This window comes from Pseudomonas sp. MAG002Y, from assembly GCF_019400845.1.
Taxonomy (GTDB): Bacteria; Pseudomonadota; Gammaproteobacteria; order Pseudomonadales; family Pseudomonadaceae; genus Chryseomonas; species Chryseomonas luteola.
This window is the reverse complement of the sequence record NZ_WOEJ01000006.1, coordinates 173,453-188,760: the sequence shown is the minus strand read 5'-3', so window position 1 is coordinate 188,760 and position 15,308 is coordinate 173,453. Positions and strand designations below refer to the sequence as shown.

The following is a 15,308-nucleotide window of genomic DNA, read 5'->3' as shown; positions in this document are numbered from 1 at the left end:
GTCATGGGCGAGAAAACAGAAAAAGCCACGCCTAAACAGTTACGTGACGCACGCGAAAAAGGTCAGGTTGCCCAAAGCCAGGATCTCGGTAAATTACTGGTCCTGATGGTAGTGAGCGAAATCACCTTGGGGCTGGCCGATGACAGCATGGGCCGTTTGCAGCACCTGTTGGACCTTGCGCTTGTGGCCACAGGTCGCCCCTTTCTTACCACAGTAGGTCAGGTGGCCAGCGAAGGTGCCACAGTACTGATTGGCTTTATCCTCTGTAGTGTCGGGGCGGCAATGCTGATGCGGCTGGCAAGCAGCTGGATGCAGATTGGTTTTCTATTTGCACCAAAGGCGCTCGAATTCGATATAAAGAAAATTGATCCCTTCTCCCATGCCAAGCAGATGTTTTCAGGCCAGAATCTGACTAATCTGCTCTTGAGCATACTCAAGGCAGCCGCTATTGCGATAACGCTGTATATGGTCGTAACGCCTGAATTAGGCGCTTTGATATTGCTTGCGAATTCAGACCTGACGACCTATTGGCATGCATTGCTGGACCTGTTTCGCCACATCCTTCGGACCACGCTGGGTTTATTGTTGGTCATTGGCGCTTTGGATTTCGCTCTACAAAAATACTTCCATGCCAAGAAACTGCGCATGAGCCATGAAGACATCAAGAATGAGTACAAGCAGTCCGAGGGCGACCCACACGTCAAGGGACATCGTAAGCAGTTGGCTCATGAGCTCTTGAACAAAGCGCCTTCTGCGCCACCCAAACCGGTTGAGGATGCTGACATGCTGGTCGTCAATCCAACCCACTATGCGGTTGCGCTGTTCTACCGCCCCGGTGAAACGCCGCTGCCACGCATCCTTTGCAAGGGAGAGGATGATGGCGCACTGGATCTTATTGCCCGTGCCAAGCACGCACGGGTTCCAGTCGTACAAAGCATCTGGCTTGCCCGAACGCTTTACAAGGTGAACGCAGGGCACTACATCCCACGACCTACCTTAACGGCGGTGGCTCATCTTTATCAGGTCATAAAACAGCTGGATGAGGTAACGGACGAAGTCATTCGTGTGGAGGATGAACTGTAGGGGAGCACCATGCTCATCCGCATCTATTTGTTGCTATAGAAACCGCAGAACCTTAAGTACCCTTTTACGGCTACTAAAATCTTAATACGGATTGGCATCATAATCATGACGGCTTAGTGTCTAGAATCATGAGGTGGCGGCTACAGTCACTGAATTAGACTCACATACGTATAAAGGCTTGCACCGCAGAATGATATGCCTGAACGACTGAAACGCTGACACTCCTTTGATTAAAAGGATACTGCTTTCAGAGAGTGATGTTATCGGGATTCCATAAACGGCTTTAGTCTATAGCCTAACTGACTATGCTCACCAAATGCTCGCTAGGCGCTGGGTAGCCAGTGCCTAGCCTACCTAGGGTGGGCATTGGCAACGAACCACCGTACATAGTGACTAGAAATTTCCAGTCGCCCAGCCTGGTATAGTTAGCTGATACGCATTCTGCTTAATGAGATCCCACTGCTAAAGGTACTCCTGGTCGCAAGCATTCGATCAGGAGTACTACTTGTCTAAATTAACGCTTTAGCGATGTTCTTCATTTATCAAAGTTCTGCACATTCGCAACATAGGCGTTAGTCAACGCCTGTGCAGGATTCCGTGAGCCGCCCGTAACGATACCCTCTACACTAGTCGCTGCAGTTTTCGTAACTCCTCCAAGCCCACCGAATAATGTGTTGAGAGCCCCTTCGTCACTATTCCCAATGCCCTTTAAAACCTTACCAAGCCCCGGAACATACTTTAGGTGTTCTCCAGCATTCTCTATAGCGTCTTTAACCGTGCGATTACCCTTGGGCTCCTTACCAAACGTAACAGGCTCCTGTGTCTGCGTGCTGTTAAAGGCGATGACATCTTCCTTGCTTATTTCTGTCCTAGAAGAACCGGAAGACTCTGGTAATACGCCATCAGATGGTCCTAATGAATCTATACGCATAATAGGTGCCTCGATCAAATCGACAGGGAGTGCTTTTTAAATGATTGCCGAACTAAGTGGCAGCTGGACATCGTTGGTTCCAAACCAGGCGTTTGATCTCGCAAGAAAAAGCTTGTGGCATACATACCGGCCTGTTCCCCATAGACTCCTCTACTAGCCCCTGAGCCTCTGAGCTCAGCGCTTGGATTAACATGCTGATACGCAGAACAAATCCAATACCACTAAGAGCGCACTCATTGTCCCAGTCATCCAAATAAAGCCGACCGTTTTCGACTTGGGCCTAATACTTCGGTAATGGCGACTTGTCAGGCCCCCATAGCTCTTTGCGATGCCTCATGCCTTTATCGTGGACATAGCTAGACTGGGAGGTAGTAGGAGTTTTGGCGGATTGGGCGAACCACAGCGTTTGTACTGCAGTTGTAATGGCTTCTTTTTAGCGGTTTGCCGGCATCTCCTTCTGATACAAGTGCACCGTAGGGAAGATAGTTATAGTGCTATTGTCCCGGTTAAGCTGATTCGCCATCACTGCGCTACAAGGGTGCATGTGCGGTAGTATCGCTCGGGTCGAGTAATTAGCGATTTCTGACTATTCACTATTTACTCGTGCTAGAGATGGCGTAACGCTTACAGATAAGGAAACTTATTTATAGGTCTGTAGAACGTGATTTTTTGACGGCCTGGCAGGATAGTACACAGTAATGATTGGCTCACAGCCCAAGCGTAGGCCCATTCATGACTGAGCTGGCGCAAAGCTAGGCAACCGTCATATGTCGAGGTAGTGCTGAGTATCGGATGTAGGTTAGACAATCACTGAGTACCGGGCATTGAAGTCAATGCCCGGCCTCTTGCTTGTTGTTAAGAAGAGCAACAGTCAACTGGAGCGGTCACTTCGCGCGTTCGCGTCCATGCGAGGTGGTATTAACGTTGTGGCTGTTTACTTGATTCGCCACGTCCTTGCTGTCCGCTTGACTCACCACGCTCGGCACTCGAGACTGTCTTACCCTTAGAGCTAAGGGTCGCCATCTCATGCTCTTCTGCTGCAGCCGATCCACCGTCTGCACTATTGGCTTGGGCTTCACGGCTCGGCCTGAATAGCGTCTGTGCGCCGCTTCCGATCATCCTTCCGGCGTCTTCTAGCAGACTTGGTGTAGCCTCTAGCATATCGGTGACTGCCGTCTCGGGTATTTCGCCAATACCTTGGAGTACCGTGTAAGCATTTTCCGCCAATCTAGCTACACCATCCTTAGTAGCATGGGTATAGGCGTCCCGTCCCGGGTTGAACACATTAAGCCTCGCCGTATTGAGACGATCAAACCGACCTTGTTCCGGCTCAGGAAGGTTCTTCTCCTTACGCTCTGCCGCCGCGGCCTTCTTATCGGCAGCGGTCTGCGCACCAATCCCAAAACCACCCCACGCCTGAGATAGCAGCATAATGGATTGAACGCCTGTAACGAATCCTGTTACCCCAGCTTTGACAGCAGGAGAGCTGTTTTCTACGGCTTTGATGGCTGGGTCTAATACTCTCTGATAGCCCAGCCCCACCGTCAGGGCAGCAATTTTGTTCTCATACACCTTGCGAGCGCTGGTGTCCGCTGGGTTCAGTTTTGCCCACCCTGCATCGATGGTATCCTTCAGCCTGGCTTTAAGCGGAGCATCGGATGGTTTTTTCATCGTGTGGGCAGGAAGCGCACGTCCATACTGATCTTTCATTTTGGCGTTGAGCCCGTCGGCGCCATGTGTGGCACCCATGAAAAAACCAGCAATGATGGAGCCTAACGTAATAGCACCTGCTTGCTGGGTACTTGTCAGGTCCATATTGCTTGTAATGGCTGCACTTGCTCCTTGAATGCCAGAAAAGAAAGACCAGGCCTTTGCCTCACCCGGCAGAGATCCTGTTTTATTGGCATTCTTGCTCTGTTCATGCTCTTTACGAAGATCTGCGACCTCCTTCTGCGCTGCCTTCATTTCATCTTCGTTACGCTCGCGCACAACACCGTTTTCACTGACAAACTTATTAGGCGCAGGTAAAACTTCCGCAGTATTGATCGGGCGCGTCGCCCCCCCCATTATTTCCAGAACGACCGGTGCCAATAGTTGGGTTCCGATTTCATGTGCAATACCCGTGGTAGCTCCAGCACCAAATACCTGAGCGGCTTTATTGCCTTCCAAACCGGCCAAGGTGAAGGCCCTTACCGTGCCGAGTGCAAATCCGGACAACCATCCCTGACGCGCGCCCTGGCCGATGAATGCCATCCCCTTATTTTTCCAGTCACCACTGACTTTTTGGTATTCATCTACCAATAAAGTTAGTTTTGCCTGATCAACAGCCTTTTTGAAGTCAGAAGAGATATCTTTCTGAAGTCCTTCCAGTTCTTTTGTAGTAGCAGTCCATGGCTTTGCTTCATCCTCATGTCCAATTGCTTTCAGAGAGTGTTCGATCAATGAAGCTTTCTCATGAGCCTGAGCAACCATGTTTGGGACATCGCAGGCTGTTTTAGTCGCATAGGCCGAAAAACTTAGCTCGCTACGCTGAATATTTATCTTGGCCTCTTCAGGCAGCCCATCCATCCTCTTCACTTCTTCGTACTTAGCTGCCTGGTGGGCAAACAACTCTGTTTGTTCCGAGAGAAGCTTTTTAAGCTGCATCGTTAGCGCTTGCATTCTATCCTGATCGGGTTTGGCGCCCTTCAGAATTTCTTTTAACTCCTGAGTCGTCTGCTGCTGTAGCCTTTCTATATTGTCGGCAACTGGATTCTCAAGGCCAAGATCCCTTGCAATCTGGGGGAAACTGACAAAGGCGCTGTCAGGCGAATCCGTTTTTTCCGCATGTTTCTGCAATTCTGCAAGATAGGAACCTTCAAGTTGCATGCGCTCGCTTAAATACTCTTTGCTAGCGACTTGAGGCTTCTTTGCGAATTTTGCCGCCTCGGATCTGAGCTCTGGCGACATTTCAAAAGGAGTCGCGGTAGGCGAAGGGGGGTACGCGCCGGGCATCTGGCTCTGCTCTATCGCTCCTTGGTGTGAGGTAGTTACACCCTCCACCGAGGCCCGTTGAATCTCATCAGTTTCTGACGTATGCACGCCCTGGGCGCCAGCGGCGCGCCCGGTATGGATTGGGAGCATTACAAAGCCCTCCTGGAAAACGAGGTACGTGGCAGCTGCGTTTCTTTGGCGACTACAGGAGTTCGAGGTTTGGACGTTGTATCGCTTAGGAAGAAGTTCTGACGCCATGCGAGAGCGTAGTCCGCCAGTGATCCCATTTGATCCAGAACCGCCTGACCAGTCAGGCCTGACAATGGTTGCGCCGCACTGAGCATCATGTGCCCGGACTGTTCGTTACGGCAGAACGTTACGGGTTTTGCTGAGTTCACCATGTGAAAGTTGGTATCAAGCAAGCGTGACAGCACTTCTTCTCGGCGTTTGTCCGGCAACGAACCGAGATCACAATGAATCACGAGGTGGGCTTGTGCCTGGTTTCCAACTGGGTACATCGAAAAGTCCACGCCGCGAATGGACAGATGTGTCAACTCTTGAGACAAGACAGTTTCAGGAATGAGCGTCAGCTGGCTGATTTCTTCCAGCAGTCGGTGATAGTGTTGCGAAGCCATACTATTGTTCTCCATTGATGTAGCAGTAGAAGTGCTACGCCACCAGGGCATTGCTCCTGAGAAGCAATGCCCTCTATGTGGAAGATGGCTTCTATCGGTTCCAATCGTTTGTTCGTTCTTTTCTACATTGAAGGTGCAGTAGGATCACCACCCCGAGTTTTCATCACCGAGCAATCGTCTTATTTCAAAAGAAACGAGCCTTACGGCCGGCTGTTTTTCTATCAAATGGGTAGTCACAGCCAGTGACATGCACGCTTAGAACGAGGCGATTTATTCAGTCAGGTATTCAAGCCCAGCAAGAACTAGCTGCTGCTGTTGAATACCATCCAGGGATTTAACCGACTCGGAGAGCGTGGGCAGCGCATGCCAAATAGCGAACCCACATCTTGGATCCAGGGATAAAAGGTAATTCTGGTAACGCTCAGCATCAGTAAATCGGCGCGCCAATATCTGGCGGGTTTGCTCGCGGGTAAGTACACCACGCTGGATACGCAGCGCCATTCCCCACTCCAGATGTTCGCGGCAACTGGCGAAGCAGACTCCCTCTGCTATCGACCAGGTTGCCGCCTGCCCTGCCAACAGCTGGGTGTAAAAGGCGTGCTTTTCCATTACCCGAATCATCCATCTTCAATCTCTTAGCGGCACCACCGTGAAGTCCACGTCAGGGTCCCGGTCATTCAAACCCTGCCGCATATCCTGAGGCCACCAGATGACCAGTTGGCGATCTGTCGAATCGGGACGCTCACACGCATAGCCCACACAGCCGGAGCGGCTTGCGCAACCGCCTAATAAGGCGAGTGCGATAAGAGTGATTGCATAGCGGCCACGCATCATGGGATAGCTCTCCGTAGCAGTGAGGGACGACTTTGGGCAGCATTTTTCAAGGACTGCTGGGGCTGGCGCAAGGCAATGAATATTTCGCTTTCCTCACCGGGCTCCAGCCACGCATGAGGCCAGGCCGCTACCGCCATGACCCACCGGCCACCACAGCGGCTTTCATCAATACGCAAGGGCTTTTCGGTCTGATTACGGGCTACCACGACTGCTACGCCCCACTCCTTTCGGGTAAACCATTGGGAGCGCTGCCGATCCAGAACCAGACCATTGGCCGGATCGCACAGGCTGTCAGGCTCAAAAGGCAAGGCGGAGGACAAGGAAAGGCCGGTGGGCGAAACACCGTCTACCAATTGCGTAAAGACCCGCTCGATGTCCCCACGCGTAGGCTGGACAAAGCCATCCCGCCGGGTATCAATTCGTTTCATCTGATCATCCACATCATGAGGGTTACCATTTTGCACATAGCGCGCCGGGTCTACCTGATCGCCTATAAGCCGAGGCGTGAGAATGAACAGTCGCTCACGTTGGCTTAGTTCGCGGCTGCGTGATTGGAAAAGCAGCTTACCAAGGACCGGTATATCTCCCAGAAGCGGTACCTTTCTGACACGATCATTGGCTTCCAGCCCGTGAAATCCTCCGATGACCAGCGACCCATGCTCCGCAATCACTGCTTGAGTACTGACGTTTCCCTTGCGAACAGCCGGTTGCTCATCATTAATCTGAGAAACATCGATCTGCCCGTCCTCTATATCAACAATAAGCTGCACTTGGGATTTATCTCCATGATCGAGCGAACGTGGAATCACCTGCAGACTGGTTCCGGCGGTAATAGGCTGGATGTTGGCGACCCGCTCGGCCAACGCGGTGAGGTATTCCGTTCGGCTGAAGTCGATAACGGCAGGCTGGTTTTCCAATGTCAGAATCGACGGGTTGCCGATAATAGAGGCCGCCCCGTTACCTTCCAGCGCGCGCAGATCAGCAGAAAATTTGCCGGCGTCCTGAATAAACAACGTGGATGTCGTTCCAGGCTCAAACAGGTTTGCACCTCCGCTTACACTACCGGCGTTAAAGTTCCAGCGGCTGGACAGCTGCGCTAGCTCGTTACGGTCAATATCAAGAATTACTGCATCAATTTCGATAACATTCCGTGGAACATCTAGCTGCTTGACGACCTGTTCATACATTGCCTTGCGCTTGGGCAAGTCATAGATAAGGACGGCGTTGTTACGAACATCCGCACTTACACGGATTCGACTACGAGACGAGCTTTCTTCGCCCTTTGATTTGCGCCCTGAGCGACCCAGGACTTGATCCAGCCCCTGCTCTATCGCACCAAAATCCATGTCGTTTCCCATGCCGCCATAGCTCAGCCCAAGAGGGTTCCCGGCCCCTAATCCACTCGAGGTACCGCTTGGGCGTTGCGCAAGGCTAATACCATTAATTGATTCGCCCCGAGAGCGGCTCTCCAACAGCTCCTGAAGAATGCTGGCCACCCCCGCCACGTTCAGCTGCTGATCACGGTAGCGAATGGTTCGGTCAGCGGCATTGGCATACTTCAGCGGCAATACCACGATATCCTGTTTCTCTGCCTTTTCCGGTGCCTCGACTTTCTGGCTGTAGTCACGAATGAACTGCACGTACTTAGCCGGGCCACGAACCAATACCACCCCTTCATCCGGCAGGATGCCCCACCCAAAGCGTGGATCCAAAAGGCCTACATCAGTAAGCGCTTGCTGCAGATCATCAACTGCATCCGGTGACACCTCGATACGTGTAGAGGTCTGCTCCCGTGTCGGACTGACATACAGCGTTTCGTTGTAAACGAACCATTGAAAATGGTTTTCTTGCCCCAGACGGTCTAGAAAAGCCTGAGGGCTGGCGGCTCGAATACGCCCATCTAGGACAGCATCCATTGAAGGCATGTCCAGACTCATGCCGAACTCTTTGGCAAAATCACCAAGCGCCCTGTTCAGATCCGTTTGCCGGGCGTCATAGGCATAGGCCGTATGTTTCCAGCTTTCAGGTACTGCAGCCCATCCAAGAGGGCTGATGACACACAACAACCAAGGCAACCACATCAAGGCCTTTCGCATTTCACGCTCCCTGGTCAAAAAAGAAGGCGGCGCGGTGCAGGAGCCGCGCCGTCGAACGGTCACTGGATTCCGTCGATGATGGCTTTGGTCATGCTGTGCTTGGCCCGTAGCGACTCACCCAGGACCGTGCTGGCAACCGCGCTTTTCCGGCTGGCTTCGTTAAACAGGCGCATGTCTTCAACGTCGCATGTATCGGTGGCGATCATGCTGGCCTCATCCATCTCGGACTGTGCGCTCTTGTAAGCGTGATCGAGACGGTTCTGCAGGGTTTTCAAATTGAGCATGATGGGACTCCATCTTAGGGGTTCGGCCCTGAGTGGATCCTGTATGGTAGGTGGTTCCATCTCGTTTGGAGATGGCTACAGCAGTAGGCCGTTGCGCAGGCTTTCCCAGTCGACGTCAAACGAGCCATTTGTATGAGTAAGTCTCAACGACCCCACAGGCAAAGCACTGTTGCTCTCCAGCCGCCACAGCTTGGCAAAGCGGCTGTGTGACAGCCACTCGCCTACTATTTCGGTAAGATCAGGATGACAGCTCAGGGTTGCAGCGACCGCAACGGGTTGGCTGTCAGCCAGGTTGCGTAATAGTGCCCGGATTCGCTCCGGAAGCTGGGTCTCATCCAGCAATCTGGATAGACTCAGATTAAGCAGCTCCTCTACCGAAATCAGTGCCTCTCGCCGAAAGGCCTCCCGCTCTTCGTAGAGCTCCTGAAGAAAGTCATTGGCAACCGACCAGAACTCGCCAACGGCCTGATCGATCAACTGTTGTCCTTCTACCAGAGCCTGCGCTCGAATCGCTTCAGCCTGCTGTTGGGCATGCTCGAGAATATCCTTTGCACGTAGTGCATCAACAAGGTCTTCCCTGCGTAGCACGGGTTCGTTAATGACAGCCGCACCGAGGGACAGAGAGCGCCTAGCCAGCATGTTGAATCTCCATACCTTCTGTTACCTGCCAAAAGACAGCGGGCCAGAGTGTCTGTAGTCTGGAGCAGGCCATGGTGTTGGCGGCTATCACCTTTAGAGGGCTCTCTTCCACGGCGTTTGGCGACCAGTAGAGGCGAACCCTCGACCAGTAACTGACGCCCAACCAGACACCTAGCAATAGGCGCGGATCCAGTGACTTGCTATCTAGCCAAAGACCCGGGCGCAGCGCCTTTGCTACGCTACGACACCACGGCGTGTACTCGTCGTTTACCGATGAATCAGGATGTTCAGGTGAGCAGATGCGGCCTACCAACGATAAGGCGAGTTGACTCTGTGAGTCATCCAGCGACAGCCACTTCAGCGTGTGGGACTCAGGCTCAGGAGGCTGCAGGAAAACAACACCTGCAAATTTTAGGAAGACATCAACACGCTGTATGGCCAGTGTCTCGCAAATAGCTGGCGGAAGCCCTGACTGGTCAATGAAACGGGCCCTCCACTCAGGGTGCGCGTCGCGCCAGGCGCAACACCACCATTGGACCCAGCGTTCGCTGACGTTTGTAGACATCAGATCCGGCTCGGCAAATTAGAGCCGCCTCCGCGCCGCGAGGTGACACGTTGCAACAAGGCCGATCGCCAGTCGGATCGAACCAGCAACATCAGTACGAGCACAAGTAGAACCATTCCTGCCGGGGCTACCCACACCATGCGACTCCAGAAAGCCGCCTTTTCGCTATCCACGAGGAACGGGCCTAGGCTGACCAGTTGCTGAGTATCGCGAAACTCGGCGGCCGGGACGAACACAATGGAAAACTTTTTTGAATCCATCGTCGTAGTACCTGACATTCCCGGAATACTGCTTGCAACCATTTGCTGTATACGGCCCCGTACACTGTCTGGATCAAGGGTTACAGCGTGCTTGATAAACACCGCCGCCGAGGCGGGTTGCACAGGCTCGCCCGGGGCAACACGCTCTGGCAGTACCACATGGACGCGGGCCACGATCACGCCGTCAATCTGGGACAGCGTAGCTTCCAGCTCTTGTGACAATGCGTAGATATAGCGGGCGCGCTCCTCCAGAGGGGTGGATATGACACCTTCTTTCTTGAAGATCTCACCCAGACTGGTATGAGTACGCCGCGGTAACCCTGCCGCATCAAGTATCCTTACCGCGCGGTTAATGTGGGCGCTGTCCACGGAGACGACGATACCTGTCTTCTCCGTGCGTTTATGCGCCTCGATGTGCTGGTCAGCCAGCGACGCAATGACATCATTGGAGTCCTGCTCGGAAAGTCCGCTGAACAGATCGGTTTCCTGACTGCATCCTGCAAGCAGCAGAATAGTGAGCAATAGCGTCGCGACAGACCCTTTCACAATGGCTTACCTACTGCAGGTTGGTCAGTTTATCGAGCGTTTGTGCAGTCTTGTTGACCACCTTGGTAGTGACTGCCATCTGCAATGAGTACGCTGACAGCGCGCGGCTCATCATGGTCATGTCCATAGGGTCATCAGCGCTTGCAGCCGCTTTCATATTGCGCATGGCCTGCTGTGAGAGCTTGTCCGTGCTCTGGACGCGATCCACCAGTGCTCCAGCTACCAGGGCAGGTAGTTGCCCTGGCACCGCGGCGGCGGCCCCAGCACTCATCGCTGCGGAAAACAGATCGACGTCCGCCTGTGAAGGCTCCTGAATCAGCCCTTGGTCTATATCAGCGCTTGGCTGCTTTGCTTTGCTAACGGATGTAATCGTCATTTGAAGACTCCAACAGACGGTGTCGATAAAAGGTGGGTCAGCTCGATGCCTGTGTTTGTAAGCCGCCGCCCTGTAACAAGGCCTGCACCAACGCATTCGCAGTTTCCGCTGCACTGTTGTTCAAGGTGTGTTGACCAGCGCCCTGTGGCTGACCATTGCCCACACCACCGTTTCCACCTTCGGCGAGGGTCGCCTCTAGCCCTTTCTCGATCAATGCACTTAAGAGTTTGGCAAGCTCATCGACGCTGCCGCCTTGTACGCCACCAGGTGAGCTCTGGTTGCCCAAACCTGCCGGATCACCCAGGCCACCCCCCCCGCCCCCTTGCCCTAGCCCCTGGCTACCTTCCGAAGCATTAGCCTGCAACTGCGAGCCAAGCTTATCGAGCGCTGCACGAAAATCGCCTGTTTCTTTCTCGCTCAGGTAATTATCTTCCTTGAGCTCATTTTTCCATGAGCCTGAATCTGGGGGTGGAAAGTCTTTGGGAAACTTGTCCATGAACTCGGCAATCTTTTCCAGCATGGGCATATCGCTTTGGGAAAAGGTAGTGCCCTCTCCTTGCTTGGAAAGCAGATCATCCAGGTAAGACTTGCCCAATCCGTTGAGCACTTTGGACATGAGGTCTTGCTGGCTGCCACCGTTAAGGCCTGCGGAATCTGCAGCGCCGAAGTTCGGGCCCAGCTTGTCGCTGATCAGACTCTCTAGACCTTTTTTAAGATCCTCCGGCCCAGATCCCTGTATTCCTTTTTCTTGCATGTGCTGGGCGAGCATTTTTCCCAATGGGGATGACTCATCCAGCGAGCCGCTTTTGGTCAATTCCTGCAAGAGCTGCTTGATCACATCTTCCAGTGACGGCTTACTCTGGGTTTCCTTGGATCCGGTCAGCATTAGCGACTCAATATCCATCCTTGGCAGTTGATTGGGGATCATACTGTTCATGACGGTTGGCATAGTTCCTGCTCCTTAAGGCCTGCGCCCCTCAAACCGAGGGGCAGCACGTGTTAGTAGCTGATGCCCTTGGCGTTTTGCGCTGCGGAACTGATCTTCTTGTTAGAGGCATCATCTCGCGCCGACTGGATGGAGTTGAGCGTGTTCTGGATAGCGATCTGGCGGTTTTCCTGGCCTTGCAAGCCAATTAATGCTGCGTTGTTTTCATCGTTTTTCTTCATCTCAGCACGTTGGGCCTCAACCGAGCTGCTAGTACCCGTCATTTCATTCATGGCTTGTTGAGTACTGAAATTAGCCTCGGCCTGATTAGCGCCTTGTACAAACTGGCCACCGGCATTGGTCACGTCACCAACGAAACCCGTAAAACCGGTATTAGGATTATTGACAGGATTAACCATGGCATATGCACCTTTGTAGTGATTCGAGGAATACCAGCATCGTTGCTTGGTGCACATGCGTGGCACCGCCTTGGGGATCGGTTCCATGTCACTTCAAGAAATTCTTCTGGCTGCTCTTACTACCGGCCCCGTATTCACTCTGGCGCTCATGTATAGGAACACAGCGCTACCTGAATGGAACTGCGCAGCGATACCTGCCACTCAGCCCCCACACTCCGGCTTCCTACACAGGTAAGTATCCATGCGCGTATCCAATCCCACGCCAGGAATGGGAACTATTGCCAATCCAGACGTCAGTTTTGAACTCTCTCCAACGGGCACGGAACCCAGTGCTGCGCCAGCTGAGCGCAGAGGCAATACCGGTAACATTATTCAGTTCGGCACCAACGCTCCATCCACGCGGCAGACGCTGCCCGGTAACGCGTCGCTTACGCGTGACGGATTAATTTCCCGCCTTGTACAGTTGCTGAAGAATCTGGAGCAACCCACCACCCCGTCTACCCAGGCCCCATCAGGGCAGGCCCGGCCGGAACGGCCAGATATGAGCCGTACACGACCTTCTGTTGAGCAGCCAACGCAAGTAAGAGAAACCGGTACTGTAGGGACAATCAGAGGTACTGAAACCAATGATGCACCCACTACGCCTAAAGCCGCCGATGCGGATTTTCTGGATAACTCAAAGTACTCCGCTCCGGAGGAGCTAAAGAAATACGATGCACTGGTGGCTCATCTGCCACCGGCGGAACGAGAACAGGCGGCAAAAGAACTCAATCGCCCGATTGCCGCCGCCAAGATGGCGGCTGAAGGTAAAGAGGGCTCAGCCCAGGCTAAAGATTTCATCAAGGCCAATCCGGCGCTCGAGAAAGCGCTGGATACCAGCAAGCACGGCGGAAAGTGCGACGGCAACATTTCTAAAAACGATTACAAGTCCTTTATCAAGAACATGGAGAACGCTGCAAAGGCGGCATCCAAGGATGTCGAGGCGTATCAAAAGGAAAACCCGGGCGCGGATCCACAATCATTAGCCATGGTCCGCTCCGCCGCGATGCTGCGTGCTAACGAACCGCTAGCCAAAGCAGGCAATCCAGACAAAGAAAAAAGTGTTGGTAAATACATTACCGATGATGCCTTGAAGGGGCTTCAAACAGGGAACCCAGGGCTTTCTCCAAAGCTTGCTCAAACAGCCCAGACCTTTTCACAGCCTGGTTTTCTGCACATGCTTGATCAAGGCGGCTTCGAGGGGGAAGGTCTTGCACTACACAATGCAGACAAAAAGATCAGCACCAAAAACATAGATGATTGGATCAAAAAACAAGCTCCCAAGAATGGTGGCGAGTTCGCATCCATGATGAGCGACGCCGCTACCCGTAATGCAGTGGCTAATGTGGACATCAGTAAACTCAATGAAGATGTCTTCAACCACCCCGACAATTACACGGGTGAGCAAAAAGCCGCCGTCATGATCAAGTTGCAGGAAACGCTCGAGCAAGTCCAGGGAGGAAGCAAGCTAAGAAAAGTAGACAAGACCTCCGAGGCGCTACAGCAAAAAATTGCTCAGTTGCAGACCGATGAAAGCGTTAAAACCTATCTGGACAAGGCAGTTCCTGCGCAGGAAGAGACCTTGATTGCCAGCGACCCCGCCCTGAAAGAGGCAGTCAACGAACGCCACGAGGATCTGATATCTGGTAAGGCACTTGAGCAAGACATGCAAGCCGCCCGGGACCAGGCCGCCAAGGATAACAAAGGCAAGAAGCCTGAAGACTGCAAGCCTGTGGATTATAGCCAGGCTATTGGGCATATGACGGCAGAACTCCAGTTACAAGGAGACCTGAAGGGTAAAGATAACGTACCCACTACCAGTCAGGTCTTGGACCGCCGTCCGGACCTTAAACAGGAAATTGATCGCTCCTATCAGGAGAACTTTGTTCAAGGTAAAGCAGCCGAGAGTGCACTTAAACAGGACCAGAAATCAGACCCTAAAGATGTTCTGTCCCAGGTAGATGCGAAGAAGTTAGCGTATGAAGACGCTATTCCGCAAAGTGCTACGACTGCAGCGCAGAGCGGCTACGCCGAAGCGACCATGAAAGCCTTAACTACCACAGCCAAGGGGGCAAGCGTAATCAAGGACTTGAAGGATGCGGGTACGCTTCCAAAAGATGCTGACGAGAAGAAAATGACAGGTCAGCAGCTGTATTCTCAACTAAGAGACAATGTGGAGAAACAGACATCTGCGTCAGACCTCGGTAAGGGCGGTAAGACCCTGTTAGCCGGCAGCGGCGCTGTTAGCGTAGCTAGCCTTTTATCTGTCTCAGAGCGCTTGAATAACGGAGACACCGCTGGCGCAGCCAAGGCTATTTATGATGGAGCCAAAGGCTCAGCTGAGTTAGGTAAGCTGGGTTATAACGCCGTGGCACAAAGCCTGGGCAAGGATGCCTCTGCCGGACTTGGACGTATGGCGGGTGCCGTCGCAGGACGTGTAGTCGGAATGGTTGCGGGCGAAGCAGCGGGATTGGCAGCCGCCAGTGCCATTGGCGCCGCGGCCGGACCGATTGGCTGGGCAATTGATGCCGTTCTAGCCATCGGCTTTGGTATCAAAGCCATTATCGATGCGGTAAACAAACATAAGAAACAGGAAACATTCGACCACAACGTTGACCCTACGCTGGAGCAGTTCGGGATACCCAAGGCGCATTAATGCGAAAAGCTTCGCCTTCCTTGAGCCGTTCAGCCTGCATAAGTCAG

At 53.0% G+C, this 15,308-nt stretch carries 15 protein-coding genes; 2 read left to right on the top strand and 13 right to left on the bottom strand.

The annotated features are described in order from the left end of the window. Positions 1-3 precede the first annotated feature (3 nt). Complete coding sequence (gene sctU / locus GM154_RS10800) at positions 4-1,083, top strand: type III secretion system export apparatus subunit SctU (RefSeq protein WP_219652223.1); 1,080 nt, start codon at positions 4-6, stop codon at positions 1,081-1,083. Between the two features lie 535 nt (positions 1,084-1,618). On the opposite strand, the gene GM154_RS10795 is transcribed toward sctU, so the two are convergent. The 13 genes from GM154_RS10795 to GM154_RS10735 all read right to left on the bottom strand — a co-directional run bounded on the left by GM154_RS10795 (position 1,619) and on the right by GM154_RS10735 (position 12,566). Then, the gene (locus GM154_RS10795) at positions 1,619-2,014 is read right to left on the bottom strand and encodes a hypothetical protein (protein WP_219652222.1); all 396 of its coding nucleotides are present in this window, start codon (positions 2,012-2,014) and stop codon (positions 1,619-1,621) included. Positions 2,015-2,932: 918 nt separating this feature from the next. Continuing rightward, a complete protein-coding gene (locus GM154_RS10790) occupies positions 2,933-5,095 on the bottom strand; it encodes a coiled-coil domain-containing protein 22 (protein ID WP_162997696.1) in 2,163 nt (720 codons plus the stop codon). A gap of 41 nt (positions 5,096-5,136) precedes the next feature. After that, positions 5,137-5,622, bottom strand: a complete 486-nt coding sequence (locus GM154_RS10785; protein WP_162997697.1) for a CesT family type III secretion system chaperone — start codon at positions 5,620-5,622, stop codon at positions 5,137-5,139. 270 nt (positions 5,623-5,892) lie between these two features. Further along, on the bottom strand, positions 5,893-6,231 hold the full coding sequence (locus GM154_RS10780; protein WP_150346060.1) for a type III secretion protein HrpV: 339 nt from the start codon (positions 6,229-6,231) through the stop codon (positions 5,893-5,895). Positions 6,232-6,249: 18 nt separating this feature from the next. Then, positions 6,250-6,456, bottom strand: a complete 207-nt coding sequence (gene hrpT, locus GM154_RS10775) for an HrpT family type III secretion system protein (protein WP_258019806.1) — start codon at positions 6,454-6,456, stop codon at positions 6,250-6,252. Next, positions 6,453-8,552, bottom strand: coding sequence for a type III secretion system outer membrane ring subunit SctC (gene sctC, locus GM154_RS10770; protein WP_219652221.1), 2,100 nt, complete (start codon positions 8,550-8,552; stop codon positions 6,453-6,455). The genes hrpT and sctC overlap by 4 nt, the downstream gene beginning before the upstream one ends. A 59-nt stretch (positions 8,553-8,611) precedes the next feature. After that, positions 8,612-8,836, bottom strand: a complete 225-nt coding sequence (locus GM154_RS10765) for a type III secretion protein (RefSeq protein WP_074825831.1) — start codon at positions 8,834-8,836, stop codon at positions 8,612-8,614. A 75-nt stretch (positions 8,837-8,911) separates the two neighbouring features. Next, on the bottom strand, positions 8,912-9,475 hold the full coding sequence (gene sctL / locus GM154_RS10760) for a type III secretion system stator protein SctL (protein ID WP_074825833.1): 564 nt from the start codon (positions 9,473-9,475) through the stop codon (positions 8,912-8,914). Continuing rightward, positions 9,465-10,040 carry a hypothetical protein gene (locus GM154_RS10755; RefSeq protein WP_074825835.1) on the bottom strand — a complete coding sequence of 192 codons (576 nt, stop codon included), beginning with the start codon at positions 10,038-10,040 and terminating at the stop codon, positions 9,465-9,467. The genes sctL and GM154_RS10755 overlap by 11 nt, the downstream gene beginning before the upstream one ends. Next, positions 10,040-10,846, bottom strand: coding sequence for a type III secretion system inner membrane ring lipoprotein SctJ (sctJ, locus tag GM154_RS10750; RefSeq protein WP_219652220.1), 807 nt, complete (start codon positions 10,844-10,846; stop codon positions 10,040-10,042). The genes GM154_RS10755 and sctJ overlap by 1 nt, the downstream gene beginning before the upstream one ends. A 10-nt stretch (positions 10,847-10,856) precedes the next feature. Continuing rightward, positions 10,857-11,222: a type III secretion system inner rod subunit SctI gene (gene sctI / locus GM154_RS10745; protein WP_074825839.1), complete on the bottom strand. Its 366-nt coding sequence runs from the start codon at positions 11,220-11,222 to the stop codon at positions 10,857-10,859. A gap of 37 nt (positions 11,223-11,259) precedes the next feature. Next, positions 11,260-12,159, bottom strand: coding sequence for a harpin HrpZ family protein (locus GM154_RS10740; protein ID WP_219652219.1), 900 nt, complete (start codon positions 12,157-12,159; stop codon positions 11,260-11,262). Between the two features lie 62 nt (positions 12,160-12,221). Continuing rightward, positions 12,222-12,566: a hypothetical protein gene (locus tag GM154_RS10735; protein ID WP_159435100.1), complete on the bottom strand. Its 345-nt coding sequence runs from the start codon at positions 12,564-12,566 to the stop codon at positions 12,222-12,224. Between the two features lie 241 nt (positions 12,567-12,807). Here GM154_RS10735 and GM154_RS10730 point away from each other — a divergent pair, with 241 nt between their 5' ends. Next, entirely contained in the window at positions 12,808-15,261 is a 2,454-nt protein-coding gene (locus GM154_RS10730) for a type III effector HrpK domain-containing protein (protein ID WP_219652218.1), read from the top strand. Positions 15,262-15,308: the final 47 nt, after the last annotated feature.

Bases quoted from the DNA above. Each gene is read 5' to 3' on its own strand.
- GM154_RS10735 (WP_159435100.1), bottom strand. From the start codon at position 12,566: ATGGTTAATCCTGTCAATAATCCTAATACCGGTTTTACGGGTTTCGTT.
- sctL (WP_074825833.1), bottom strand. From the start codon at position 9,475: ATGCTGGCTAGGCGCTCTCTGTCCCTCGGTGCGGCTGTCATTAACGAA.
- GM154_RS10765 (WP_074825831.1), bottom strand. From the start codon at position 8,836: ATGCTCAATTTGAAAACCCTGCAGAACCGTCTCGATCACGCTTACAAG.
- GM154_RS10795 (WP_219652222.1), bottom strand. From the start codon at position 2,014: ATGCGTATAGATTCATTAGGACCATCTGATGGCGTATTACCAGAGTCT.
- sctC (WP_219652221.1), bottom strand. From the start codon at position 8,552: ATGCGAAAGGCCTTGATGTGGTTGCCTTGGTTGTTGTGTGTCATCAGC.
- sctI (WP_074825839.1), bottom strand. From the start codon at position 11,222: ATGACGATTACATCCGTTAGCAAAGCAAAGCAGCCAAGCGCTGATATA.
- GM154_RS10780 (WP_150346060.1), bottom strand. From the start codon at position 6,231: ATGGAAAAGCACGCCTTTTACACCCAGCTGTTGGCAGGGCAGGCGGCA.
- GM154_RS10730 (WP_219652218.1), top strand. From the start codon at position 12,808: ATGCGCGTATCCAATCCCACGCCAGGAATGGGAACTATTGCCAATCCA.
- GM154_RS10785 (WP_162997697.1), bottom strand. From the start codon at position 5,622: ATGGCTTCGCAACACTATCACCGACTGCTGGAAGAAATCAGCCAGCTG.
- GM154_RS10755 (WP_074825835.1), bottom strand. From the start codon at position 10,040: ATGTCTACAAACGTCAGCGAACGCTGGGTCCAATGGTGGTGTTGCGCC.
- sctU (WP_219652223.1), top strand. From the start codon at position 4: ATGGGCGAGAAAACAGAAAAAGCCACGCCTAAACAGTTACGTGACGCA.
- GM154_RS10740 (WP_219652219.1), bottom strand. From the start codon at position 12,159: ATGAACAGTATGATCCCCAATCAACTGCCAAGGATGGATATTGAGTCG.
- hrpT (WP_258019806.1), bottom strand. From the start codon at position 6,456: ATGATGCGTGGCCGCTATGCAATCACTCTTATCGCACTCGCCTTATTA.